This is a genomic window from Paracoccus aestuarii, assembly GCF_028553885.1.
GTDB classification, from domain to species: Bacteria; Pseudomonadota; Alphaproteobacteria; order Rhodobacterales; family Rhodobacteraceae; genus Paracoccus; species Paracoccus aestuarii.
The window spans coordinates 2,830,041-2,852,348 of sequence record NZ_CP067169.1; the positions used below are offsets into that span (position 1 = coordinate 2,830,041).

The 22,308-nt window shown below is 69.0% G+C and carries 24 protein-coding genes and 1 tRNA gene; 12 read left to right on the forward strand and 13 right to left on the reverse strand.

Translation table 11 applies throughout. The annotated features are described in order from the left end of the window. Nucleotides 1-169: 169 nt before the first annotated feature. The 5 genes from JHW48_RS14285 to JHW48_RS14305 all read right to left on the reverse strand — a co-directional run bounded on the left by JHW48_RS14285 (nt 170) and on the right by JHW48_RS14305 (nt 2,838). Complete coding sequence (locus tag JHW48_RS14285) at nt 170-739, reverse strand: hypothetical protein (RefSeq protein ID WP_119884661.1); 570 nt, start codon at nt 737-739, stop codon at nt 170-172. Between the two features lie 263 nt (nt 740-1,002). Further along, nucleotides 1,003-1,272 (reverse strand): 30S ribosomal protein S15, encoded by a 270-nt coding sequence (rpsO, locus tag JHW48_RS14290; RefSeq protein ID WP_119884660.1) that lies wholly within the window; start codon nt 1,270-1,272, stop codon nt 1,003-1,005. A gap of 142 nt (nt 1,273-1,414) precedes the next feature. Next, complete coding sequence (locus tag JHW48_RS14295) at nt 1,415-2,383, reverse strand: calcium-binding protein (protein WP_119884659.1); 969 nt, start codon at nt 2,381-2,383, stop codon at nt 1,415-1,417. Between the two features lie 171 nt (nt 2,384-2,554). Then, nucleotides 2,555-2,680 (reverse strand): type B 50S ribosomal protein L36, encoded by a 126-nt coding sequence (ykgO, locus tag JHW48_RS14300; RefSeq protein ID WP_042245282.1) that lies wholly within the window; start codon nt 2,678-2,680, stop codon nt 2,555-2,557. Nucleotides 2,681-2,763: 83 nt separating this feature from the next. After that, nucleotides 2,764-2,838 (reverse strand) — tRNA-Val (locus JHW48_RS14305). Between the two features lie 136 nt (nt 2,839-2,974). On the opposite strand from JHW48_RS14305, the gene JHW48_RS14310 reads away from it, so the two are divergent. Both JHW48_RS14310 and JHW48_RS14315 read left to right on the forward strand, forming a co-directional pair. Continuing rightward, nucleotides 2,975-3,838 carry an N-formylglutamate amidohydrolase gene (locus JHW48_RS14310; RefSeq protein ID WP_119884658.1) on the forward strand — a complete coding sequence of 288 codons (864 nt, stop codon included), beginning with the start codon at nt 2,975-2,977 and terminating at the stop codon, nt 3,836-3,838. 5 nt (nt 3,839-3,843) lie between these two features. Further along, nucleotides 3,844-4,254, forward strand: a complete 411-nt coding sequence (locus JHW48_RS14315) for an NUDIX hydrolase (protein ID WP_240637652.1) — start codon at nt 3,844-3,846, stop codon at nt 4,252-4,254. Here JHW48_RS14315 and pyrF read toward each other — a convergent pair. Then, nucleotides 4,251-4,955: an orotidine-5'-phosphate decarboxylase gene (gene pyrF / locus JHW48_RS14320; RefSeq protein WP_119884657.1), complete on the reverse strand. Its 705-nt coding sequence runs from the start codon at nt 4,953-4,955 to the stop codon at nt 4,251-4,253. The genes JHW48_RS14315 and pyrF overlap by 4 nt on opposite strands. Nucleotides 4,956-5,084: 129 nt before the next feature. On the opposite strand from pyrF, the gene clpB reads away from it, so the two are divergent. Beyond that, nucleotides 5,085-7,715 (forward strand): ATP-dependent chaperone ClpB, encoded by a 2,631-nt coding sequence (gene clpB / locus JHW48_RS14325; protein ID WP_119884656.1) that lies wholly within the window; start codon nt 5,085-5,087, stop codon nt 7,713-7,715. A 60-nt stretch (nt 7,716-7,775) separates the two neighbouring features. After that, nucleotides 7,776-8,267: a GNAT family N-acetyltransferase gene (locus JHW48_RS14330; protein WP_119884655.1), complete on the forward strand. Its 492-nt coding sequence runs from the start codon at nt 7,776-7,778 to the stop codon at nt 8,265-8,267. Nucleotides 8,268-8,288: 21 nt separating this feature from the next. Here JHW48_RS14330 and JHW48_RS14335 read toward each other — a convergent pair whose 3' ends face one another. Beyond that, entirely contained in the window at nt 8,289-9,098 is an 810-nt protein-coding gene (locus JHW48_RS14335) for an alpha/beta fold hydrolase (protein WP_119884654.1), read from the reverse strand. Between the two features lie 126 nt (nt 9,099-9,224). On the opposite strand from JHW48_RS14335, the gene JHW48_RS14340 reads away from it, so the two are divergent. The 3 genes from JHW48_RS14340 to msrA all read left to right on the forward strand — a co-directional run bounded on the left by JHW48_RS14340 (nt 9,225) and on the right by msrA (nt 11,209). Next, the gene (locus JHW48_RS14340; protein WP_119884653.1) at nt 9,225-10,193 is read left to right on the forward strand and encodes an NAD(P)H-dependent flavin oxidoreductase; all 969 of its coding nucleotides are present in this window, start codon (nt 9,225-9,227) and stop codon (nt 10,191-10,193) included. 67 nt (nt 10,194-10,260) lie between these two features. Continuing rightward, nucleotides 10,261-10,710: a peptide-methionine (R)-S-oxide reductase MsrB gene (gene msrB, locus JHW48_RS14345; RefSeq protein ID WP_119884652.1), complete on the forward strand. Its 450-nt coding sequence runs from the start codon at nt 10,261-10,263 to the stop codon at nt 10,708-10,710. After that, complete coding sequence (gene msrA, locus JHW48_RS14350) at nt 10,703-11,209, forward strand: peptide-methionine (S)-S-oxide reductase MsrA (protein WP_119884651.1); 507 nt, start codon at nt 10,703-10,705, stop codon at nt 11,207-11,209. Before msrB ends, msrA begins: the two co-directional genes overlap by 8 nt. 79 nt (nt 11,210-11,288) lie before the next feature. Here msrA and kynU read toward each other — a convergent pair whose 3' ends face one another. Then, nucleotides 11,289-12,476, reverse strand: a complete 1,188-nt coding sequence (kynU, locus tag JHW48_RS14355; protein WP_119884650.1) for a kynureninase — start codon at nt 12,474-12,476, stop codon at nt 11,289-11,291. A gap of 62 nt (nt 12,477-12,538) precedes the next feature. On the opposite strand from kynU, the gene JHW48_RS14360 reads away from it, so the two are divergent. Beyond that, nucleotides 12,539-13,339 carry an alpha/beta hydrolase gene (locus tag JHW48_RS14360; RefSeq protein ID WP_205961836.1) on the forward strand — a complete coding sequence of 267 codons (801 nt, stop codon included), beginning with the start codon at nt 12,539-12,541 and terminating at the stop codon, nt 13,337-13,339. Here JHW48_RS14360 and JHW48_RS14365 read toward each other — a convergent pair. Beyond that, nucleotides 13,321-14,160 carry an aldo/keto reductase gene (locus tag JHW48_RS14365; protein WP_119884649.1) on the reverse strand — a complete coding sequence of 280 codons (840 nt, stop codon included), beginning with the start codon at nt 14,158-14,160 and terminating at the stop codon, nt 13,321-13,323. The genes JHW48_RS14360 and JHW48_RS14365 overlap by 19 nt on opposite strands. Nucleotides 14,161-14,306: 146 nt before the next feature. On the opposite strand from JHW48_RS14365, the gene JHW48_RS14370 reads away from it, so the two are divergent. The 4 genes from JHW48_RS14370 to JHW48_RS14385 all read left to right on the forward strand — a co-directional run bounded on the left by JHW48_RS14370 (nt 14,307) and on the right by JHW48_RS14385 (nt 17,576). After that, nucleotides 14,307-15,032 carry a DUF421 domain-containing protein gene (locus tag JHW48_RS14370; RefSeq protein ID WP_119884648.1) on the forward strand — a complete coding sequence of 242 codons (726 nt, stop codon included), beginning with the start codon at nt 14,307-14,309 and terminating at the stop codon, nt 15,030-15,032. A gap of 3 nt (nt 15,033-15,035) precedes the next feature. Next, nucleotides 15,036-15,368: a hypothetical protein gene (locus JHW48_RS14375; protein WP_119884647.1), complete on the forward strand. Its 333-nt coding sequence runs from the start codon at nt 15,036-15,038 to the stop codon at nt 15,366-15,368. An 88-nt stretch (nt 15,369-15,456) separates the two neighbouring features. Beyond that, on the forward strand, nt 15,457-16,719 hold the full coding sequence (locus tag JHW48_RS14380) for a lytic murein transglycosylase (RefSeq protein ID WP_170152192.1): 1,263 nt from the start codon (nt 15,457-15,459) through the stop codon (nt 16,717-16,719). A gap of 80 nt (nt 16,720-16,799) precedes the next feature. Next, a complete protein-coding gene (locus JHW48_RS14385) occupies nt 16,800-17,576 on the forward strand; it encodes a hypothetical protein (protein WP_119884646.1) in 777 nt (258 codons plus the stop codon). Here the strand turns inward: JHW48_RS14385 and JHW48_RS14390 are convergent. The 4 genes from JHW48_RS14390 to gpmI form a co-directional block, all read right to left on the reverse strand. Then, nucleotides 17,573-18,061, reverse strand: coding sequence for an RNA pyrophosphohydrolase (locus tag JHW48_RS14390; protein ID WP_119884645.1), 489 nt, complete (start codon nt 18,059-18,061; stop codon nt 17,573-17,575). The two genes, JHW48_RS14385 and JHW48_RS14390, sit on opposite strands and share 4 nt — an antisense overlap. Further along, nucleotides 18,061-19,479 (reverse strand): S41 family peptidase, encoded by a 1,419-nt coding sequence (locus JHW48_RS14395; protein ID WP_119884644.1) that lies wholly within the window; start codon nt 19,477-19,479, stop codon nt 18,061-18,063. The genes JHW48_RS14390 and JHW48_RS14395 overlap by 1 nt, the downstream gene beginning before the upstream one ends. A gap of 16 nt (nt 19,480-19,495) precedes the next feature. Beyond that, nucleotides 19,496-20,617, reverse strand: a complete 1,122-nt coding sequence (locus JHW48_RS14400; protein ID WP_119884686.1) for a murein hydrolase activator EnvC family protein — start codon at nt 20,615-20,617, stop codon at nt 19,496-19,498. Between the two features lie 137 nt (nt 20,618-20,754). Beyond that, nucleotides 20,755-22,269 (reverse strand): 2,3-bisphosphoglycerate-independent phosphoglycerate mutase, encoded by a 1,515-nt coding sequence (gene gpmI, locus JHW48_RS14405; RefSeq protein WP_119884643.1) that lies wholly within the window; start codon nt 22,267-22,269, stop codon nt 20,755-20,757. Nucleotides 22,270-22,308: the final 39 nt, after the last annotated feature.

Sequence of the window (22,308 nt, forward strand, 5' to 3'; positions counted from 1 at the left end):
GCCCCATTGCCGCCGACCCCAATCCTCTCGCGTCCGCCGGGGTCAGTGCGTCACGTCACAGATGTCTGCGGAATACAGGAAAATGGCGGCCTTGGAAAGTGCCCCCACCGGGGCGGACCCCGGGGGGCGGGCGGCGCGACCGCAGCCCCGCCGCCCGTCCGGCATCGGGTCAGGACGCGGTCAGGGACTGGCGCAGCGGCTGCAGGTTCCGTCCGGCCTCGCCCGGGGTGGTGGCGGGGGCGGCCAGGTCCTGGACGCGCTGCATCTTTTGGGTTTCCTGATAGGCGCGGGTCGCCAGTTCCAGCAGGCGGTCGCGCAGCAGCTGGCTTTCGGCAAAGGCGCGGGCCTGGCTCTCCTCGGCCTCGGCCGCGGGGGCTGTGGCATCGCGCACCCCCTCCGGCACCGCGCGCGAGGCCGCGGGCTCGACCGCCCCGGCCTGACCGGCAAAGGCGGGCGCGGCCCGGCCCGGCGCGGTGGCCGCAGCACCCGCCATGGTGATCGGCGCGATCAGCGCCGGCGTCACGGCAGGGGCCGCGATCACCGCCGGGGCCGAGGCCTCCAGCCGTGCGATCGCCTCGGGCGAGATGTCGAAGACCACGCCGGAATCCCCGGATGTCGGGGCGGCGGCAGGCTCGGTCTCGCGGGGCTTGTCATCCTCGGGCCGGGCCTGCTGGGCCTGGTGGGTCTGGGGCGCGCTGACAAGCGCGACGACACCCTTGTTCACGGTGTTCAGCAACATGATCGTTCTCCTTTGATGTTATTTTCCATCAAGGATTTGTTAAGCTTTCTCCACTTCGGGATCGGGACAGTTTTAATCGATTGCGTCCGATCGCCCGCCCGGGCGCGGACATATTCCGTTATCATATTGGTTTCAAATGATTATATCGACCGAAGTCCCTTGGCGCATATCCACGACCTGCCCCAAAGGACAGATGCCGCCCGCGCATGAAAAACGCCCGCGGCCGGGGGCTGCGGGCGTCGATCTGCGGTCGGTCGCGGGGCTTAGCGGCGCAGGCCCAGCTTGCCGATCAGGGCGGTATAGCGCGCCTCTTCCTTCTTCTTCAGATAGTCCAGCAGCTTGCGGCGCTGCGCGACCATCATCAGCAGACCACGGCGCGAGTGGTTGTCTTTCTTGTGCGACTTGAAGTGCTCGGTCAGGGTCGCGATGCGCGAGGTCAGGATCGCGACCTGCACCTCGGGCGAACCGGTATCGCCTTCCTTGGTGCCGAATTCCTTGATGACGCGGTTCTTTTCTTCGACGGTGATCGACATCGGGATCTCCTTTCGGATTGAGGTGATGGCGCAGGCCGGGATGTCGTCCAGCACAGGCCCGTGAACCACCGCACGGGGGCGGGCCCCGGCGGATGGGCGCGCATAGCCGATCCGCGCGGAATTGGCAACCGCCAAGGCGGGGTCAGGCGCCGACGGGCACCATGCGCACCGCATCCAGGGTCAGGCCGCCATGCTGCAGAAAGCGGCCAACGGCCTGGCCGTCCACCTCCAACAGCCAGCTGCCGTCGTCATCCTCGCGCAGTCCCAGCTGGGCGGTCTCGGCCAGGCGGTGATCCAGATGCAGCTCGACCCGGTCCTCGGCGGCATCGAAATCGGCGATGGTGGGCGCGCCGCCCTGGACCATGCGCAGCACGAACAGGTCGCGCCCCTCATTGCCCGAGGCGAAGTCATGGGCGCCGGGCATCAGCGTGTCGTCGCCCTCGCCGCCATTCATCCAGACGGTCTCGGGGCCGTCATGGCCGATCAGCACGTCATTGCCGCGACCGCCCTCCAGGTCGTCCGACCCCGCGGTCGAGACCAGCAGGTCGTCCCCGTCATTGCCCATCAAGATGTCGTTGCCCGGGCCGCCGAACAGCGTGTCATTGCCCTCGCCGCCCAGCAGGGTGTCGTCGCCCTCCTCGCCGAAGAGCATGTCGTCGCCCCCCTGCCCGGCCAGCAGGTCATCGCCCGGCCCGCCATAGAGGACATCGTTGCCGCCCGGACCAGAGGCCGCATCGCCCTGGATCCAGTCATCGCCTTCGCCGCCATGGATGGTGTCGTCACCCAGGCCGCCGCGCAGGTCGTCATCACCACCGCCGCCGCGAATCAGGTCATTGCCCGCGCCGCCCATCAGGATATCCAGATCCTCGGACCCCTCGATGATGCGGTCGATCATCGCCGTATCCGGTTCGGGCCCCGGTTCGGGCTGGTCAGGCAGGGGTTCGGGCAGCGGTTCGGGCAGGATCGAGGGCAGCGTCCCCTCGGACCCGCCATCGCTGTCGTCGCGGGGGATGTCGTCCTCATCGGGTTCGGCATCGCGCTGGCCGGCCGAAGACATGTCCAGCAGCAGGCCCGCCATCAGCACGCCCAGAAATCCGCCCAGAATCATCATGGGATCCGTTCCCGCCCAGACCGGCCCATCGCCGTCCCGGTCAGAATACCCCAGCCCGGCCCTCCGCAGAATGCAATTGTGAAGCAATCCTTAACGCACCCCCACCCGGGCGCGGGCATGAAAAAACCCGCCTTGCGGGGCGGGTGATTTCGTCTTCCGTGATCCGGCCGATCAGCCCTGGCGGGCCTTGAAGCGGCGGTTGGTCTTGTTGATCACGTAAATGCGGCCCTTGCGGCGCACGACCTGGCAGTCGCGGTGCCGGCTCTTGAGCGAGCGGAGCGAGTTGCGAACCTTCATCGGTCTTCTCCATCGTCGCGGCGCGTCGCAGCCGCATTGGAAAACGAAATGCCCCCGACGATTGGCCGGGGGCGGCGAAAGAATGGTGGGCGGTACTGGGATCGAACCAGTGGCCACTACGATGTCAACGTAGTGCTCTACCGCTGAGCTAACCGCCCGTTCCTCGGGTCCGGGGCATTCCTGCTCCATCGCCTTGGTCCGCGTGTCTATAACGGGCGTCCCGGGGGGATTCAAGGCCTATCGGCAGCGTATTTTTCAGGTTTATATGCGACCACGCCGGAAGCCGAGGTTGCCGTGTCACAGCCCGACCTGCCCTATGTCCTGAACCGTCCCGACCGATGGGCCGCGGGGGTGATCTTCGCGTCGCCCCATTCGGGCCATGCCTATCCCGACTGGTTCCTGCGCGGCACCCGCCTGCCCGTGCCCGTGCTGCGCTCGTCCGAGGATGCCTTCGTCGACCGGCTGATCGCGCCTGCGGTGGGGCATGGCGCGGTGACGCTGGCTGCGCGCGTGCCGCGCTGCATCGTCGATCTGAACCGCGGCCCGGACGAGATCGACCCCATGGTCGTGCGCGGCGTGCCCCGCCATCCGCTGAACCAGCGCACCATGGCCGGGCTGGGGGTGATTCCCCGCGTGGTCAGCCAAGGCCGCGTCATCCATGACCGCCCGATCGAGCGGGCCGAGGCCGAACGCCGCATCGACCTGTGCTGGCGCCCCTATCACCGCGCCCTGTCGGCCCTGATCGCCGAGGCCCGCGCCCGATTCGGCCAGGCGATCCTGATCGACATGCATTCCATGCCCCATGACGCCCTGCGCCATCTGCAGGGCGACCGCCCGGACATGGTTCTGGGCAACCGCCACGGGCTGTCCGCGGCGGCGCGGATCTCGGATGCGGTCTGCATGGCGGTGGAATCCGAGGGCTGGGTGATTCGCCGCAATTCGCCCTTCTCGGGGGCCTATATCTGTTCCGCCTATGGCCGCCCGGCCCAGAACGTCCATGTCATCCAGCTGGAGATCGACCGCTCGCTCTATATGGACGAGGCCGCCATCGCCCCCCTGCCCCGATTCGACGATTTCGCCGTCCGTCTGGAACGGGTGATCGCCCGCCTGGCCGATCCCGGCGCCGCGCAGGCGGGCGGGCGCATCGCCGCCGAATAGGGCCGGTGCCCCGCCCCCGCCCCTTCAACGGCGCCAAGCTGCTTCTGACCTGCGGCGACCGGATGCTGACACTGCTGCGCGACGACCGGCCGGACCTGCCCTTTCCCGGCCATTGGGACCTGCCCGGAGGCGGGCGCGAGGGGGCGGAATGGCCCGAGGCCTGCGCCCGGCGCGAACTGGCCGAGGAATTCGGCCTGACCCTGCCGCCTGGCGCGCTCAGGGGGCGGTCCTTCGCCTCAATCGCGGGGCCGGGGATGCGGTCTTGGCTGTTCCGGGGCCGGATCGGCCCCGACCAGATCGCCGCCACCCGATTCGGCCCCGAGGGTCAGGGCTGGCGCATGATGCCCCTGGCCGAATTCGTCACCCATCCCCGCGCGGTGCCGCATTTCCGGGACTGGGTGCGCGCGGCGGTCTAATGCGTGCGGATCTGGGACAGGATCGCCTCGGCCGCGGCGCGCGGATCGGGCGCCTGCCAGATCGGGCGGCCCACCACGATGTGATCGGCCCCGGCCTGCAGGGCGTCTGCGGGCGTCTCGACCCGCTTCTGATCGCCCAAGGCCGCGCCCGCGGGGCGCACGCCCGGCGTCACGATCAGCCGCGATCCCGGCAGGGCGCGGATATCGGCGGCCTCGCGCGGGGAACAGATGATACCGTCGGCGCCCGCCTCGAACGCCCGGGCCGCGCGTTCCACGGTGATCTGGTGCAGATTCCCCGCCTGGATCATCCCCGCATCCAGATCCGCCCGGTCCAGCGAGGTCAGGATGGTCACGCCCAGGATCTTCAGGTTCGACCCCGCCGCCCCCTGTTTCGCCGCCGCGACCACATGCGGGTCGCCATGCACGGTCAGGAAATCCAGATCGAACTGCGCCAGCCCGCGCACCGCGGCCTCGACCGTGGCACCGATATCGAACAGCTTCATGTCCAGAAAGATGCGCTTGCCGTGATCCTGCTTCAGCTCGTTGGCCAGGGCCAGACCGCCGCCGGTCAGCATCCCCAGCCCGATCTTGTAGAACCCCACGGCGTCGCCCAAACGCTCCGCCAAGGCCAGCCCGTCCAGTGCGTTCGACACGTCCATCGCCACGATCAGCCGGTCATCCATCGCCCGTTCCCCATCCATGATCCGCGGGCCTTATGACATGCTTGAAACCACCCTGCGACCCCCCCAAATTCCAATCATCGGACCCGGACCGGGGCGTGCCGCAACAGGGCGCCGCCAGCACGGGGGCTTAGCAAAAGGAGAAGACCGATGAACATGGACAAGTTCACGGAACGGTCGCGCGGGTTCCTGCAATCCGCCCAGACCATCGCGATCCGCGAGAATCAGCAGCGCGTGATGCCTGAACATCTGCTCAAGGCGCTGATGGATGACGACCAGGGGCTGGCCTCGAACCTGATCGCCCGCGCGGGCGGGGACGCGGTGCGCGTGCGCGAGGCGGTGGATGCCGCCGTGGCGAAACAGCCCAAGGTGACCGGCGGCAGCGGCCAGGTCTTCATCGACCCGTCGCTGGTGCGCGTGCTGGACGAGGCCGAGACGGTGGCAAAAAAGGCCGGCGACAGCTTCGTGCCCGCCGAGCGGGTGCTGATGGCGCTGGCCATGGTCAATACGAACGCCCGCGATGCTCTGGCGGCGGGCTCGGTCAACGCGCAGGCGCTGAATGCGGCGATCACGGACATCCGCAAGGGCCGCACCGCCGACACGGCATCCGCCGAGGACAGCTATGAGGCGCTGGAGAAATATGCCCGCGACCTGACGGCGGCGGCCCGCGACGGCAAGATCGACCCGATCATCGGCCGCGACGAGGAGATCCGTCGCGCCATGCAGGTCCTGTCGCGGCGCACCAAGAACAACCCCGTCCTGATCGGCGAACCCGGCGTCGGCAAGACCGCCATCGCCGAGGGGCTGGCCCTGCGCATCATCGATGGCGACGTGCCGGAATCCCTGCGCAACAAGCGGCTGATGGCGCTGGACATGGGCGCACTGATCGCGGGCGCCAAGTATCGCGGCGATTTCGAGGAGCGGCTGAAGGCCATTCTGAAGGAGATCGAGACCGCCGCGGGCGAGATCATCCTTTTCATCGACGAGCTGCACACGCTGGTCGGCGCGGGTAAGGGCGACGGCGCGATGGATGCCGCCAACCTGATCAAGCCCGCGCTCGCGCGGGGTGAATTGCATTGCGTCGGCGCGACCACCTTGGACGAATACCGCAAGTATATCGAAAAGGACGCGGCCTTGGCCCGGCGCTTCCAGCCCGTGCTGGTCGAGGAGCCGACGGTCGAGGACACGATCAGCATCCTGCGCGGCATCAAGGAGAAATACGAGCTGCACCACGGCGTGCGGATCAGCGACGCGGCCTTGGTCGCGGCGGCGACGCTGTCGCATCGCTACATCACCGACCGCTTCCTGCCCGACAAGGCCATCGACCTGATGGACGAGGCGGCCAGCCGCCTTCGGATGGAGGTCGACAGCAAGCCCGAGGAGCTGGACCAGCTGGATCGCCAGATCCTGCAGCTGCAGATCGAGGCCGAGGCGCTGAAGAAGGAGGACGACGCGGCCTCCAAGGACCGGCTGGACCGGCTGGAGAAGGACCTCTCCGCCCTGCAGGAGCGCAGCGCCGAGATGACCGCCCGCTGGCAGGCGGAACGCGACAAGCTGCAGGGGTCGCGCGACCTCAAGGAGCAGCTGGACCGCGCCCGCGCCGACCTGGACCAGGCCAAGCGCGAGGGGAACCTGGCGCGGGCGGGGGAGCTGTCCTATGGCATCATCCCCGGTCTGGAGAAACAGCTGGCCGAGGCCGAGCAGGGCGACGGGCTGATGGTCGAGGAGGCCGTCCGCCCCGAACAGATCGCCGAAGTCGTCGAACGCTGGACCGGCATTCCCACCGCCAAGATGCTGGAGGGGGAACGCGACAAGCTGTTGAAGATGGAGGAGCAGATCGGCAAGCGCGTGATCGGCCAGCAGGAGGCCGTGACCGCCGTCAGCAACGCCGTCCGCCGCGCCCGGGCGGGTCTGAACGACGAGAACCGGCCGCTCGGCAGCTTCCTGTTCCTTGGGCCCACCGGCGTCGGCAAGACGGAACTGACCAAGGCGCTGGCCGAATACATGTTCGACGATGACGGGGCGATGGTCCGCATCGACATGTCCGAGTTCATGGAAAAACATTCCGTGGCCCGGCTGATCGGCGCGCCTCCGGGCTATGTGGGTTACGACGAGGGCGGCGTGCTGACCGAGGCCGTCCGCCGCCGTCCCTATCAGGTGATCCTGTTCGACGAGGTCGAAAAGGCCCACCCGGACGTCTTCAACGTGCTGCTGCAGGTGCTGGATGACGGGGTGCTGACCGACGGCCAGGGCCGTACGGTGGATTTCAAGCAGACGTTGATCATCCTGACCTCGAACCTCGGCTCTCAGGCGCTGTCGCATCTCCCCGAGGAGGCGGATGCCTCGGATGCCCGCCATCAGGTGATGGAGGCGGTGCGCGGCCATTTCCGCCCCGAATTCCTGAACCGCCTGGACGAGATCATCATCTTCCGCCGCCTCTCGCGGTCGAACATGGACGGGATCGTCACGGTGCAGATGGCGCGGCTGGAGAAACGCCTGGCAGGTCGCAAGATCACGCTGGACATGGACGAGGCGGCGCGGATGTGGCTGGCCGATCAAGGCTATGACCCGATCTTCGGCGCGCGCCCGCTGAAGCGGGTGATCCAGCGTGCCCTCCAGGACCCGCTGGCCGAGCTGCTGCTGTCGGGCGAGGTGCTGGACGGATCGACGGTCCATGTCAGCGCCGGGCCGGACGGGTTGCTGGTCGGCAACCGCGTGGGCCAGGCGGGACCGCGGCTTGGCGCGGTGGGCGAAGGCCCCCGACCGCCCGCGATCCACTGACGCCATGACAAGGGCGTGGCCGCATCAGGGCGGCCACGCCGCAAACCGGACAGGACACCGATGGATGACGTGACGATCCGGCTGCTGCAGCCGCAGGACCTGCCGCTCTATCAGGCGATCCGGCTGGAATCGCTGATCGAGGAGCCGCAGGCCTTCGCCAACACCCATGCCGATTGGGCCGCCTTGTCCGAGGCCGAATGGCGCCAGCGCATGTCAGGCCCGATCATGCTGGCGATGCAGGGGAACAGCCCGGTCGGCATCATGGGCCTGATCCGACAGAACGGCGAGCGGCGGGCCCATCGCGCCAGCCTGATCATGGTCTATCTGCGCGCCGATTTGCGCGGGACGGGCCTTGCCGACCGGCTGCTGCGGGCGGTGATCGACCATGCGGCGCGGTCCGGCATCACCCAGATCGAACTGACCGTCTCGGCGGGCAATTCCCAGGCCACGGCCTTCTATCGCCGCCACGGCTTTCGGCAGACCGGCCTGATCCCAAACGCGCTGATTATCGACGGCATTTCCGTCGACGAGATCACGATGATCCGGACCTGACCAAGACGCCGCCCCCCAGCATCAGTGCTGCAGAAAGCGCAGCAGCGCCTCGTTGAACTCGCGCGCGTGGCTGACATTGCAGCCATGCGGCGCGCCGGGGATGACGACCAGTTCGCTGCCCGGGATGGCGCGATGGGTGCGTGCGCCCGACCCCTCCAGCGGCACGATCCCGTCCGCATCGCCATGCAGGACCAGCGTCGGGATGGTCACCTTTGTCAGGTCGTCGCGGAAATCGGTGGTGCCGAAGGCCTCCATGCAGGCCAGCAGCGCCGTCTGATCCGCTTGTCGGCACAATGCGACGGCCTTCCGGCGCTCCTCTTCTGACACCTTCAACTCACCGTTCGCAGTGAAAAAATCGCGGGTGAACTGGTCGAAGAAGGCCTCGCGGTCGCCCTTGGCGCCCTTCTCCATCTCCTCGGCCTTGTCCTCGGTCAGGGGGCCTTCGGGATTGTCGTCGGACTGCATCATGAAGGGCGGCACGGCGGAGGCGAAGACGACCGAGCGCAGCCGCCCCTCGCCGTGATTGGCGACATAGCGCGCGACCTCGCCCCCACCCATCGAAAAGCCCACCAGCGTCACGTCGCGCAGGTCGTGATTCTCGATCAGGCTGTCCAGATCCGCGGCCAGCCGGTCGTAGTCATAGCCGCCCTCGGGTTTGTCGGACCGACCGAAGCCGCGCCGGTCATAGGCGATGACACGGTGGCCGGCCTGCGACAAAGCGGGAATCTGGTGTTCCCAGGCCTCGGCGCTCAGCGGCCAGCCATGGATCAGGATGACGGGGCGGCCTTCGCCCTTGGTGTCCTCGACAAAGAGATTGACGGATTCGCTCATCTGAAAATGCCTTTCGTGACTGTCTGCGAAAAACGTGGGGGCTTCGGACGGGGTTCCTGCCGCCGCGTCACGATTGCCTGATCCGCCCCGCCGCCCGAAGATGCCCCCAACCGAAGGAGGAACCCCATGCTGCCCCCGATCCTGCAAGACCTGCGCATCCCCGTCATCGCCTCGCCCATGTTCATCGTCTCGGGGCCGGAACTGGTCATCGCGCAATGCAAGGCGGGCATCGTCGGCAGCTTTCCCGCCCTGAACGCGCGGGAAAAGGATGGCGAGCCGCCGCTGCTGGACGCCTGGCTGACCCGGATCGAGGAGGAGCTGGACCGCCACAACCAAGCCAATCCCGACCGCCCCGCCGCGCCCTTCGCGGTGAACCAGATCGTGCATCGCAGCAATGCCCGGCTGGAACGCGACATCGAGATCTGTCACCGCCACAAGGTGCCGATCTGGATCACCTCGCTTGGTGCGCGGGTCGAGGTGAACCAGGCCGCCCATGATTGCGGCGGCATCGCGCTGCATGACGTGATCAACAACACCTTCGCCCGCAAGGCGGTGGAAAAGGGCGCCGACGGGCTGATCGCGGTGGCCGCGGGCGCGGGCGGCCATGCGGGTCCGCAATCGCCTTTCGCCCTGATCCAGGAGATCCGCGACTGGTTCGACGGGCCGCTGCTGCTGTCGGGATCCATCGCCACGGGGCGCGCGGTCTTGGCGGCGCAGGTGATGGGCGCCGATCTGGCCTATATCGGCAGCCCCTTCATCGCGACCGAGGAGGCGAATGCCCAGCCCGACTACAAGCAGATGATCGTGGACAGCACGGCGGCCGACATCGTGACCTCGTCGCTGTTCACAGGCGTGTCGGGCAATTATCTGGCGCCGTCGATCCGCAAGGCGGGGCTGGACCCCGACAACCTGGAGGGCGCGGATGCCAGCGCGATGAATTTCGGCGCGGGATCCTCGAAGCCCAAGGCTTGGTCCTCGATCTGGGGCGCGGGACAGGGGATCGGCGCGGTGCGCGCGGTGGAACCGGCCGCCGCCCGGATCGACCGGCTGGCCCAGGAATATCATGCGGCAAAAGAGGCCGTCGCCCGGCTGTGATCCTTTTCCTTCGGATGGGGCGTTCCCATATCACTGGCAGAACGCCTCATCACCCCGGAGGAAGCCCTTGGCTTACGAAAAGACCCCCGATGCGATCGCCCGGCTGACGCCGGAGCAGTATCGCGTCACCCAGGAAAACGGCACCGAACGTGCCTTCACCGGCGAATATGACCACCATTTCGAACCGGGCCTCTATGTCGATGTCGTCTCGGGCGAGCCGCTGTTCGTCAGCGCCGCGAAATACGATTCCGGCTGCGGCTGGCCGGCCTTCACCAAGCCAGTCGAGGGCAACGTGACCGAGCATCGCGACACCAGCCACGGCATGGTCCGTGTCGAGGTGCGGTCGAAGCACGGCGACAGCCATCTGGGCCATGTCTTCCCCGACGGCCCGCGCGAGGCGGGGGGGCTGCGCTACTGCATCAATTCGGCCTCGCTGCGTTTCGTGCCCAAGGACCGGATGGAGGCCGAGGGCTATGGCGACTATCTGTCCCAGGTCGAGGAGGCGCATCATGGCTGAGCGCGCCGTCCTGGCCGGAGGCTGCTTCTGGGGCATGCAGGACCTGATCCGCAAGCTGCCCGGCGTGATCGACACGCGGGTGGGCTATTCCGGCGGCGATGTCCCCAACGCCACCTATCGCAACCACGGCACCCATGCCGAGGCGATCGAGATCACCTTCGATCCCGACCTGATCACCTATCGCCGCCTGCTGGAGTTCTTCTTCCAGATCCACGATCCCTCGACGCCGAACCGGCAGGGCAACGATATCGGGATGAGCTATCGCTCGGCGATCTATTACATCGACGAGGCGCAGAAGCAGGTCGCGCTGGACACGATCGCGGATGTGGATGCATCCGGCATCTGGCCCGGCAAGGTCGTGACCGGGGTCGAGCCGGTCGGCGCGTTTTGGGAGGCCGAGCCCGAGCATCAGGATTACCTAGAGCGCTTCCCCAACGGCTATACCTGCCATTTCCCGCGCCCGGACTGGGTCCTGCCCCGGCGCGAGGCTGCCGAATAGCGCCGGGCCGTTTCTGCGTCCCGCGACGTGCCGGGGGGCTGGCTGCCCCCCGGACCCCCCGCGCGCCGGTCCTGTCCCCTCAGGTCACCGCCGATTTGGCATGGTATTCCGGCCGGTCCCAGCTGCCATCGCGCAGGATGCGGGCCAGGACCGCCACCGCGCGCTCCACATCCTCCAGATCGTTGTAGAGCGGCGCGAAGCCGAAGCGCAGCACGTCGGGCGCACGGAAATCCCCCACCACACCTTCGGCGATCAGCGCCTGCATCACCGCATAGCCCTGCGGATGGCGAAAGCCCACCTGAGAGCCGCGCCGCGCCGGGTCGCGCGGGCTGTTCAGGACCAGATCGGGGCATTCGGCCTCGACGCCTACGATGAAGGCCTCGGTCAGTTCGATCGACCGGGCGCGCAGGGCCTTCATGTCGACCTGATCCCAGATGTCCAAGGCGGCCTCCAGCGCGGTCAGGGCGATGACCGGGGGCGTGCCCACGCGCATGCGTTCGATCCCCGCGGCGGGGCGGTATTCCTGGTCGAAGGCGAAGGGCGCGGCATGGCCCATCCAGCCCTGGAGGATCGGCTGTGCGGCCTCGGCATGGCGGGGATGGGTCCAGATGAAGGCCGGCGCCCCCGGCCCCCCGTTCAGGTATTTGTAGGTGCAGCCCACCGCGAAATCGGCATCCGCGCCCAGCAGGTTGACATCCACCGCCCCCGCCGAATGGGCCAGATCCCACAGCGCCAGCGCGCCCGCCTCATGCGCGCGGGCGGTTAGGGCGGGCATGTCATGGCGGCGGCCGGTGCGGTAATCGACCTCGGTCAGCATCAGGACGGCCAGATCGGGGGTGATGGCGGCCTCGACGGCCTCGGGCTCGACCACGCGCAGGGTGGCACCCAGGGCGCGGGCGATCCCCTCGGCCACATAGAGGTCCGAGGGGAAGTTGCCGCTGTCCGACAGGATCACCCGGCGGTCGGGGCGCAGGGCCAAGGCGGCGCTGAGCGCTTGGAACACCTTGATCGACAACGTGTCGCCCATGACCACCTGGCCATCCCCCGCGCCGATCAGCCGCGCGATGCGGTCGCCCACCTTGCGCGGCTGGACATACCATCCGGCCCTGTTCCAGCCGGTGATCAGCATGTCCGACCATTCGTCCTGCATCATGGTCGCGACCCGATCCGCGGCGGCGCGGGGCATCGGGCCCAGGGAATTGCCGTCCAGATAGGTCATGCCCTCGGGCAGGTGGAACGCGGCGCGGGTCTTGGTGAAATCGGTCATTCGGCTCTCCCTCTTGACGCGACGATAGCGCCGGGTTTCGCTGCCCGAAAGAGGGGGGAGCCATGCTCTATGAGATCACCGATTGGGACGCTGCCTATGCGAACGGCGCGCATATCCCGGGCGCCGACGGCTATGTGCCGCGCTGGACCGAGGACGCGGCGGCCTTTCGCGCGGCCCATCCGCCGCAGGATCTGGGGCGGGGGCATCTGTTCCTGCCGGATGGCGATCCGCGGGGGCTGATGGTGTTCATCCATGGCGGCTACTGGATGCGCTTCGACCCCTCGGTCTGGTCGCATCTGGCGGCGGGCGCGCTGGCGGCGGGTTGGTCCTGCCTGATGCCCGGATATCCGCTGGCGCCCGAGGCCCGCATCGCCGGAATGACGCGGATCGTCGCCGATCAGGTCGCGCAGGCGGCGTCGCAGGTGGCGGGGCCCATCGCGCTGAGCGGCCATTCGGCGGGCGGGCATCTGGCGGCGCGGCTGATCTGTCCGGATGTGCTGCCCGATGAGGTGGCGGGGCGGGTGACGGCCTGCCTGCCGATCTCGGCCCTGTCGGACCTGCGGCCGCTGATGCGCACCAAAATGAACGGCACGCTGCGCCTCGACGCCGACGAGGCCCGCGCCGAAAGCCCCGCCCTGCTGGAACCGCGCATGGGCATCCCCGTCACGGCCTGGGTCGGCGGGGCCGAGCGGCCGGAATTCATCCGCCAGTCGCGGCTGCTGGCGGATGCCTGGGCGGGGCTGGGGGCGGCCACGGACTGCGTGATCGACCCCGGCCGCCACCATTTCGACGTGATCGAGGCGCTGGCCGACCCGGCCAGCCCCCTGATGCGCCGCCTGCTGGATCAGAGCGGCTGGCGATAGTCGAACTCGTCCGGGTCCGGGCCGGTGCGATGGCCCCGGTCCAGCGCGTCGATGGCCGCCATCTCGTCGGGGGTCAGCTCCAGCTCCAGCGCGGCCAGGTTCTCGGCCAGCCGCTCGGGGTTCTCGGATTTCGGGATGACCGACAGGCCGTGCTGGATGTGCCAGCGCAGGATCACCTGCGCCACGCTGCACCCCATGCGCGCCGCCGCATCGCGGATCGCGGGGGCGTCGAAGCTGTCGCCGCGGCCCAAGGGGGTCCAGCTCTGGGTCACCACGCCCAGCTGTCGGTTGACGGCGCGCAGCCCCTCCTGCGTCAGCGAGGGATGCAGCTCGATCTGGTTCACGGCGGGGGCGATGCCGGTCTCGTCGATCAGGCGGCGCAGATGCGGCTCGTGGAAATTGGCGGTGCCGATGGATTTCACCCGCCCCTCGTCGCGCAGGCGGATCAGCGCCTTCCAAGTCTCGACATAGGCGTCCAGCGCGGGCAGTGGCCAATGGATCAGATAGAGGTCCAGATGATCCAGCCCGCAGCGATCCATCGTCGCGTCGAAGGCCCGCAGCGCGGCGTCAAAGCCCTGCGCGTCGTTCCACAGCTTCGAGGTCACGAAGACCTCGTCGCGGGCCACGCCGCTGTCGCGGATGCCGCGGCCCATCCCGGCCTCGTTCTTGTAGGCGGCGGCCCCGTCGATCAGGCGATAGCCGAGGCGCAGGGCCTGCGCGACGACATCGGCCGTCGCGTCATCGTCGATCTGCCAGATGCCGGCGCCCATCTGGGGCATGATCCGGCCGTCATTCAGGGTCAGGTTCGGTTGCGTGGTCATCGCGGAATCCTTGCAGGCTCGGCGGCACAACGCGGCCACGGCGCTGCGGTTCAGGGGCGCGCGGGAACCGCCCCGCCGAGCCGCCGTTGAGATGCGCGCCGAACCCATCGCGACACCCGTCGCGGCGCGATCATCCAAGGACGGACATGGACCCCCAGGTCATCCCCCTCGACCTTGCCCGGATGTTTCTGGGCGACCAGCCGCCGCTGTTCTATGCCGAGATCGTGATCCGCACGCTGATCATCTATGGCTATGCGCTGCTGATGATCCGCTGGATCGGCGGGCGCGGCATCGCGCAGCTGTCGATGGTGGAATTCCTGCTGGTCATCGCGCTCGGCTCGGCGGTGGGGGATGCGATGTTCTATCCCGACGTGCCGCTGCTGGCGGCGATGGCGGTGATCACCGTGGTCGTGGGGGTGAACAAGGTGCTGGACCGGCTGATCGTGCGGTCGGACCGGGCCAAGCGGGTGCTGGACGGACGCCCCGTGGCCTTGGTCCGCGACGGGCGCATCCTGCCCGACGCCGCCGCCCATCGCGACCTGGGCCGGGCCGAGATCAAGTCCATGCTGCGGCTTGCGGGCGTCGCCAATCTGGGCGAGCTGCGCGCCGCCTTCCTGGAGGCGGGGGGCGGGGTGTCGGTCTTTCGCAGGCCCCATCCGGTGCCGGGCCTGTCGCTGCTGCCGCCCGATCACCTGGTCAATCCCGGCCCCGAGGATGCGCGCACCCTTGCCGTGGACGGCCAGACATGCTGTGGCCTCTGCGGCGCGCTGGTCGGCGCGCAGATCATCGCCACCCGCGCGCCCTGCCCCGAATGCGGCGGGCGCGACTGGCTGGCCCCCGAATGGCCCGAGACGGCCCAACCGAACAGGTGATGCATGAAGGTTTATACGCTGGTGGTCGAACTGGGCAGGCGCACGGGCGACGGGCTGCCCAAGGGCGCCACGGGGGCGGGGCTGGTCTGTTATGCCGCAGGCCATGACGAGGCCGAGGCCGTGCGCGAGACGGTGGCGATCCTGAAACAGGCCGAGATGGCGCCCCTGGACGTCACCGGCTATGGCACGATCGAGGACCGGCTGGCCGAGGGCCACCAGATCGACGACGAGGAACGCGGCCTGATGGACCGCGCCTTGGCGGAAAACTCGGTCATCATCGCGCAGATGACGCCGTGGTTCGGCGACCGCCCTGACGAAGGAATGCCCCTGCAATAGGGGCCGTCCCGCCCTAGGCAGGTGGGGCATCATGGGCTAGGGTGGTCACAATCAAGAAACCAGGCAGTCACGAACAGGCGATCCACCCATGAGCATTTCCCGCGTTATCCTGTCCACCGCGCTGATCGGGGCCCTTGCGGCCTGCGCCTCGCCCGCGGCGCGCATGTCCGGGGCCACGCCCTCCTCGGCGCAATCCTTGATCACGCCCTCGCCCATCCCCGCCGCATCGCCGGGCGACGAGGCCGGGCTGCAGCGCTTCGTCCAGAACTTCCGCGCCCGCGCCGTGTCCTCGGGCGTGTCGCCCGCGACCTATGACCGCGCCATGGCGCTGGCCCGCTACAACCCCGAGGTGATCCGCCTGGACCGCCGCCAGGCCGAATTCTCGCGCCCGGTCTGGCTGTATCTGGACAGCGCGGTGTCGGATGTGCGCATCCAGACCGGCCGCCAGAAGAATGCCGAACTGTCGCGCACCCTGGCCGCGATCGAACAGCGCTATGGCGTCCCGCGCGAGATCGTGCTGTCGGTCTGGGGGATGGAATCCAATTTCGGCGCGAATCGCGGTCGGATGCAGATCATCCCCTCGCTGGCGACGCTGGCCTATGACGGCCGCCGGGGCGAGATGTTCCAGAACCAGCTGATCGCCGCCCTGCGCATCATCCAGGCGGGCGACATCGACCCGGCGGGCATGCTGGGCAGCTGGGCGGGCGCGATGGGCCATACCCAGTTCATGCCGACCTCCTATCTGGAATATGCGGTGGACTTCACCGGCGACGGGCGGCGCGACATCTGGTCGGACGACCCGACCGACGCGCTGGCATCCACGGCCGCCTATCTGCGCCGCAACGGCTGGCAGCCGGGCCAGGCCTGGGGCGCCGAGGTGCAGCTGCCCTCGGGATTCAACATGAACCTGATCGGCAAGGGCACGCGGCGGGCCGACTGGTCCGCGCTCGGGGTGCGCCGGATCGGCGGGGGCGCGATGCCCGCGGGCAACGGATCGATCATCATGCCGGCGGGGGCGCGGGGTCCCGCCTTCTTCATCGGCGACAACTTCCGGTCGATCCTGCGCTACAACAACTCGGACAACTATGCCTTGGGCGTGGCCTTCCTGGCCGAACGCATCGCGGGCCGTCCGGGCATCCAGGGATCCTGGCCGCGCAGCGACCGCCCGCTGTCGACCAGTGAACGCGAAGAAATCCAGCGTCGCCTGGCCCAACGCGGCTTCTATCAGGGCGAGATCGACGGGCTGTTCGGATCGGTCACGATGGAGGCCGTGTCGGCCTTCCAGCGGTCCATCGGCGCGACGCCGGACGGCTATCCTACCTCGATCCTGCTGGATCAGCTGCGCCGCTGACGGCGCCCATTGACAGGCGCGCGGCGCTGATTTCATGGCTGACGACGGGCAGGATTGCTGCCCGTCGTCCGGGGTCATGAATGTTTTCCCATCTGCCGCGCCCGTTTTCGGGGCGCATCCGGCCTGCCGACCGCGATCTGGTCGTGCTGGGCTCCTCCAGCAGCGAGGCGCTGGATTACGCCATCGGCCGCCACCCCTCCTATCACCCGTTCTGGGCCGGCGCCTGGAGCGCCCGCGGCCTGAACCGCCCGGCGATGCAGGACTATCTGGCCCGCATCCTGGACCCGTTCCGCCGCGACACGGTCGTGCTGCTGAATTTCGGGCTGGCCGACATCCTGTTCAACGCCCGCTACAAGGCCGTGAACGAGGGGTTCTATAATTTCCCCGGCCTGGTGCGCGAGGCCGCAGCCGCGATCCTGGCCACGCGCGCCGCGCTGGTGGGCCGGGGCTTCGCCACGGTGCTGCCGGTCTTTCTGGCCCCCGTGCCGCCGCTGCGCCAGGCCTATTGGCAGCGCACCGGCCCGGGGCGGCAATTGCCCAATGCGGTGATGGGGCGGATGTATCGCGACCTTCACGGGCTGATCGCGGCGGAATGCGACTGCCTCGATCTGTTCGACGCGCTGTCGGCGGGGGAACAGGGCGCCTGGCTGCTGCGCCCGGAATTCCTGCGCCAGGAGGTGGATCACCACCCCGATTACCGGCTGATGCACGAGGCGCTGCGCGACATGCTGTCGGGGATCGAGGGCATCGCGCCCTGCCGCGACGCGCCGCTGCGGGATCTCTATCCCTACAGCAACACCTTCATCAGCGCCCTGATGCCCGAGGGCAGGACCCGCCCCAGCACCTGCCGGCCCTAGCGCAGCCAGTCCCGGAATTCGTCCAGCACCTGGGCATAGACGGCGCGCTTGAAGGGCACGATGCTGTCCAGCAGATCCGCCGCCGTCATCCATTGCCAGCGGTCGAATTCGGGATGGTCCGTGTCCAGGCGCACCTCGTCATCGGTGCCGATGAAGCGCAGGCACAGCCATTTCTGGCGCTGTCCGCCAAAGCGGCCCTGCCAGATGCGGCCCAGCATGTCGGGCGGCAGGTCGTATTGGACCCAATCCGCGGTCTCGGCCAGGATCTCGACGCGGTCGGCGGCGATGCTGGTCTCCTCGGTCAGCTCGCGCAGGGCGGCCTGGCGGGGCGTTTCGCCCGCGTCGATGCCGCCCTGCGGCATCTGCCAGGCGCCGGGGCGGTCGCGCCGCTCGCCGGCCCAGATCAGCCCGCGCGCATCCAGCAGCACCACCCCCGCGCAGGGCCGGTAGGGCAGGCCCCCCGGCCCCGTCCCGTCCGCCCGCATCACCCCTGATCCGCGCCCGTCGTCCCCGATCCCGCGCCCTCGCCGGTGACGGCGGGGGTGGCGGCGGCGGGCACCTGATCGGCGCGGAAGTTCACCGCGGCCAGACCCTTCAGGATGTCGACCGCATAGGCCAGCTGGTAATCCTCCTCGCGCAGGGCGGCGGTGGCGGCCAGTTCGGCGGCCTCGGTCTCCATCTGCTGGCGGTCGTCGTCGCTGACCTCGTTGCCCAAGGCACCGCGCAGATCCGCCTCGGACCGGCGGAAGCTGGAGGCGCTGCGGGCCTCGTCCTCCTCCTCGGCGCGGGGCGCGGGGCGGGGCTGGGCGACCAGGATGTCGGGCTGCACGCCCAAGGCCTGGATCGACCGGCCCGAGGGCGTGTAGTAGCGCGCCGTGGTCAGCCGGATCGCGCTGTCCGAGGTGACGGGCATCACCGTCTGGACGCTGCCCTTGCCAAAGGATTTCTCGCCCACGACGATGGCGCGGCGGTGATCCTGCAACGCGCCCGCGACGATTTCCGACGCGCTGGCCGAGCCGCCGTTGATCAGCACGACCATCGGCTTGCCTTGGGCCAGATCGCCGGCCTCGGCATTCCAGCGTTCGGATTCCTCGGGGTTGCGGCCGCGTGTGCTGACGATCTCGCCCGCGTCCAGGAAGGCGTCGCTGACATTGATGGCCTGGTTCAGCAGCCCGCCCGGATTGTTGCGCAGGTCCAGCACGAAGCCGGTCACCCGGTCGATGCCGCCCGCCTCCTCGACGGCCTTGTCCAGTTCCGTGCGCAGCGTGTCATAGGTCTCGTCGTTGAAGGTCGAGACGCGCAGGATCACCGCATGGCCCTCGACACGTGACCGCACCACGGTCAGGCGGATCGTGTCGCGGGTCATGGTCAGATCGAAGGGCTCGCTCTCGCCCTCGCGCAGGATGGTGACGGTGATTTCCGACCCGACGGGGCCGCGCATCATGTCCACCGCCTGGTCCAGCGTCAGGCCCAGCAGCGATTCGCCGTTCACATGGGTGATGAAATCGCCCGGCTCGACCCCCGCATTGGCGGCGGGGGTGTCGTCGATGGGCGCCACGACCTTGACCAGCCCGTCCTCCTGGCTGACCTCGATGCCCAGGCCGCCGAAGCTGCCGCGGGTCTGGGTCTGCATGTCGGAATAGTCGTTGGCCGACAGGAAACCCGAATGCGGGTCCAGCGATGTCAGCATGCCGTTGATCGCGGCTTCGATCAGCTCGCGGTCGTCGGGCGCCTCGACATAGTCGCTGCGGATGCGTTCGAAGATGTTCCCGAACAGTTCCAGCTGCTGATAGACCGAGGCGTTGCCGCGCGTCTCCTGCGCCAGCAGGGGTCCGGCGATCTGCGTGGTGACCAGCGCCCCGGCCAGCACCCCGCCCAGTCCTGCGATCAGATATTGTCTCATCTCGGCCTTTCCTGTCTCAGTCCTGTTGCGGGTCCGTGACGGGATTCAGCACGAACCAGTCCGCGGGGTCCAGCGTTTCATTGCCGCGGCGCAGTTCCAGATACAGCGATTCGCTGCGTCCGGCCTCGGCCCCGCGGACGGCATCGGCCACGAAGCGGGACCCGAATTCCTGGGCGGGGGCCTCGGCGCCGCCCATCAGGCCGACCGGATCGCCGCCATTGAGGACATCGCCCACCTCGCCGAAGACCTGCGACAGCCCCGCGAAGATGATAAGATAGCCGCGCGACGGCTCGACGATCATCACATTGCCGTAATCCAGGAAGGGCCCGCGATAGCGGATCGTCGCAGGCCAGGGGGTCTGGACGAGGGCTGCGGGCGCGGTGGCGATCACCCAGCCCGGCCGGCGAACGCCCGCGGCATCCGGTTCGTCATAGGGCCGCAGGATCGCGCCCTCGACCGGCAGGCGCAGGCTGCCCTGCGCGCCCTCGAAATCCTCCATCGGCGCGCCGACATCCTTTTCCATCCGGGCGATGCCGGTGGCGAAATCCGACAGGCTCTGGGCGGCGTCGCGCAGGGCCTGCAATTCGGCCGGATCCTCGTCATAGCGCAGCGGCATCGAGCTGCGGTCGGTGACCGCGCTGGCCAGCAGGCGCCGCGCCTCCTGGACGCTGTCCAGCCCGCTGCCCAGCATGGCGGCGGCATTGGCCTGCAGCTGGCGCACGGTCGCGATCTCGTCCAGATCAGCCTGCAGCGCCTCGGCCTGGGCGCGCAGGCCCGGGGTCACGCCCGACAGGATCATCCCCGACCGCGCATTGGCCAAGGCCCCGGCCGGATGCAGCAGCATGGTCGATTCGGGGCTCTGCTGCATGGCGGTCATGGCGCCCAGCACGCGGGCCAGCTGGTGGCGCTGCGTCTCGAAGCGGGCGCGCAGCTCGGTCTCGCGCGCGGCGGCCTGGCGCAGGCCCTCGCGCAGGGATGACAGGCCCAGCTCATAGCCGCGGATCACCTCGGTCAGGGCGGTCACCTGATCGTCGGCGCTGACGGCGGCGGCCAGCTGGCCCAAGGCGGCGCGCAGGATGGCGGCGGCGGCCTCGGCATCGGCGACGGCCTGGTTGGCGGGGCTGGGCGTGGCGGTCATCGCCTCGGTCAGCGCGCCGGTCACCGCATCCGACAGCGCCCCGTCGATCAGCGGGTCGTCGGATTGGGCGAGAGCCGGGGGCGCGGCCAGCGCGATCAGCGCGGCCAGGGTCAGGCTGCGGAGGGGGGCGATACGGGTCATCGGGCGATCAGGCTTTCTCCGGTCATCTCGGGCGGGGGTTCCAGCCCCATCAGCGCCAGCACGGTCGGCGCCAGATCGGCCAGCCGCCCGTCGCGCAGCCGCGCGCCCGCAGGCCCGCCATGCAGGATCACCGGCACCGGGTTCAGCGTATGCGCCGTATGCGGGCCGCCGGTCTCGGGGTCGATCATCTGTTCGCAATTGCCGTGATCGGCGCAGATCACCGCCGCGCCGCCGACCGCGTCCAGCGCCTCGATCATCCGGCCCAGCCCGGCATCCACCGCCTCGCAGGCGCGGGCCGCGGCCTCCAGGCTGCCGGTATGGCCGACCATGTCGGGATTGGCATAATTCACCACGATCAGGTCATAGCCCTGCCCGATCGCCTGGACCAGCCGGTCGGTCACCTCGGCCGAGGCCATCTCGGGGGCCAGGTCATAGGTGGCGACCTTGGGGCTCTGGGGCATGTGACGATCCTCGCCCTCCTCGGGGGCCTCGCGGCCGCCGTTCAGGAAGAAGGTGACATGGGGGTATTTCTCGGTCTCGGCCAGGCGGAACTGGCGCAGGCCATGGGCCGCGACCCAGGCCCCCAGGGTGTTGACGACCTGGCGCTTGGGAAAGACCGCCTGCATGAAGCCGTCATGGCGGGCGCTGTAATCGACCATGCCCAGCATCGCCGCCCAGGCCGGGCGCGCGCCGGCGTCGAAGCCGTCAAAGCCCGGATCGCCCAAGGCCGACAGGATCTCGCGCGCGCGGTCGGCGCGGAAGTTCAGGCAGAAGACCCCGTCCCCGTCCCGCGCGCCCGCATAGCCGTCGATGACGAAGGGCGGCACGAATTCATCCGTCTCCTGCCGCGCATGGGCGGTGGCGATGGCGGATGCGGCATCGGGCGCGGCCTCGCCCCGGCCCGCCACGATGGCGTCAAAGGCCCGCCGGACCCGGTCCCACCGGTTGTCGCGGTCCATGGCGTAATAGCGCCCGATCACCGTGCCGATCCGCGCCCCCGCAGGCAGCCCCGCCTGCAGCGCGTCCAGAAAGCCCGGCGCGGAATCGGGGGCCACGTCGCGCCCGTCGGTGATGGCATGGATGACGACCGGCACGCCCGCCCCCGCCACGGCCCGCGCGGCGGCCAGCACATGGGACAGATGCCCGTGCACGCCGCCATCCGAGACGACGCCCATCAGATGCGCCGTCCCGCCGCTGGCCCGCAGCGTCCGGGTGAAGGCCTCCAGCGCGGGGGCCTGGGCAAAGCTGCCATCCTCGATCGCCAGGTCGATCTGGCCCAGATCCATGGCGACCACGCGGCCCGCGCCGATATTGGTGTGGCCGACCTCGGAATTGCCCATCTGGCCGCGCGGCAGGCCGACATCGGGACCATAGGTGATCAGCCGGGCATTGGGGTCCGCGGCCATCAGGCGGTCGAAATGGGGGGTGCGGGCGCGGTCGGGCGCGCTCTGCTCGGGGCGGTCGGACAGGCCCCAGCCATCGAGGATGCACAGGATCACGGGTTTGGTCATCGGGCCCTTCGCGGGTTGTCGGGGATCTGGCCCCTGTCT

Coding starts and splice junctions, on each gene's coding strand:
- JHW48_RS14285 (WP_119884661.1), bottom strand. CDS start 739: ATGTTGCTGAACACCGTGAACAAGGGTGTCGTCGCGCTTGTCAGCGCG.
- rpsO (WP_119884660.1), bottom strand. CDS start 1,272: ATGTCGATCACCGTCGAAGAAAAGAACCGCGTCATCAAGGAATTCGGC.
- JHW48_RS14295 (WP_119884659.1), bottom strand. CDS start 2,383: ATGATGATTCTGGGCGGATTTCTGGGCGTGCTGATGGCGGGCCTGCTG.
- ykgO (WP_042245282.1), bottom strand. CDS start 2,680: ATGAAGGTTCGCAACTCGCTCCGCTCGCTCAAGAGCCGGCACCGCGAC.
- pyrF (WP_119884657.1), bottom strand. CDS start 4,955: ATGGATGGGGAACGGGCGATGGATGACCGGCTGATCGTGGCGATGGAC.
- clpB (WP_119884656.1), top strand. CDS start 5,085: ATGAACATGGACAAGTTCACGGAACGGTCGCGCGGGTTCCTGCAATCC.
- JHW48_RS14330 (WP_119884655.1), top strand. CDS start 7,776: ATGGATGACGTGACGATCCGGCTGCTGCAGCCGCAGGACCTGCCGCTC.
- JHW48_RS14335 (WP_119884654.1), bottom strand. CDS start 9,098: ATGAGCGAATCCGTCAATCTCTTTGTCGAGGACACCAAGGGCGAAGGC.
- JHW48_RS14340 (WP_119884653.1), top strand. CDS start 9,225: ATGCTGCCCCCGATCCTGCAAGACCTGCGCATCCCCGTCATCGCCTCG.
- msrA (WP_119884651.1), top strand. CDS start 10,703: ATGGCTGAGCGCGCCGTCCTGGCCGGAGGCTGCTTCTGGGGCATGCAG.
- kynU (WP_119884650.1), bottom strand. CDS start 12,476: ATGACCGATTTCACCAAGACCCGCGCCGCGTTCCACCTGCCCGAGGGC.
- JHW48_RS14360 (WP_205961836.1), top strand. CDS start 12,539: ATGCTCTATGAGATCACCGATTGGGACGCTGCCTATGCGAACGGCGCG.
- JHW48_RS14365 (WP_119884649.1), bottom strand. CDS start 14,160: ATGACCACGCAACCGAACCTGACCCTGAATGACGGCCGGATCATGCCC.
- JHW48_RS14370 (WP_119884648.1), top strand. CDS start 14,307: ATGGACCCCCAGGTCATCCCCCTCGACCTTGCCCGGATGTTTCTGGGC.
- JHW48_RS14375 (WP_119884647.1), top strand. CDS start 15,036: ATGAAGGTTTATACGCTGGTGGTCGAACTGGGCAGGCGCACGGGCGAC.
- JHW48_RS14380 (WP_170152192.1), top strand. CDS start 15,457: ATGAGCATTTCCCGCGTTATCCTGTCCACCGCGCTGATCGGGGCCCTT.
- JHW48_RS14385 (WP_119884646.1), top strand. CDS start 16,800: ATGTTTTCCCATCTGCCGCGCCCGTTTTCGGGGCGCATCCGGCCTGCC.
- JHW48_RS14390 (WP_119884645.1), bottom strand. CDS start 18,061: ATGCGGGCGGACGGGACGGGGCCGGGGGGCCTGCCCTACCGGCCCTGC.
- JHW48_RS14395 (WP_119884644.1), bottom strand. CDS start 19,479: ATGAGACAATATCTGATCGCAGGACTGGGCGGGGTGCTGGCCGGGGCG.
- JHW48_RS14400 (WP_119884686.1), bottom strand. CDS start 20,617: ATGACCGCCACGCCCAGCCCCGCCAACCAGGCCGTCGCCGATGCCGAG.
- gpmI (WP_119884643.1), bottom strand. CDS start 22,269: ATGACCAAACCCGTGATCCTGTGCATCCTCGATGGCTGGGGCCTGTCC.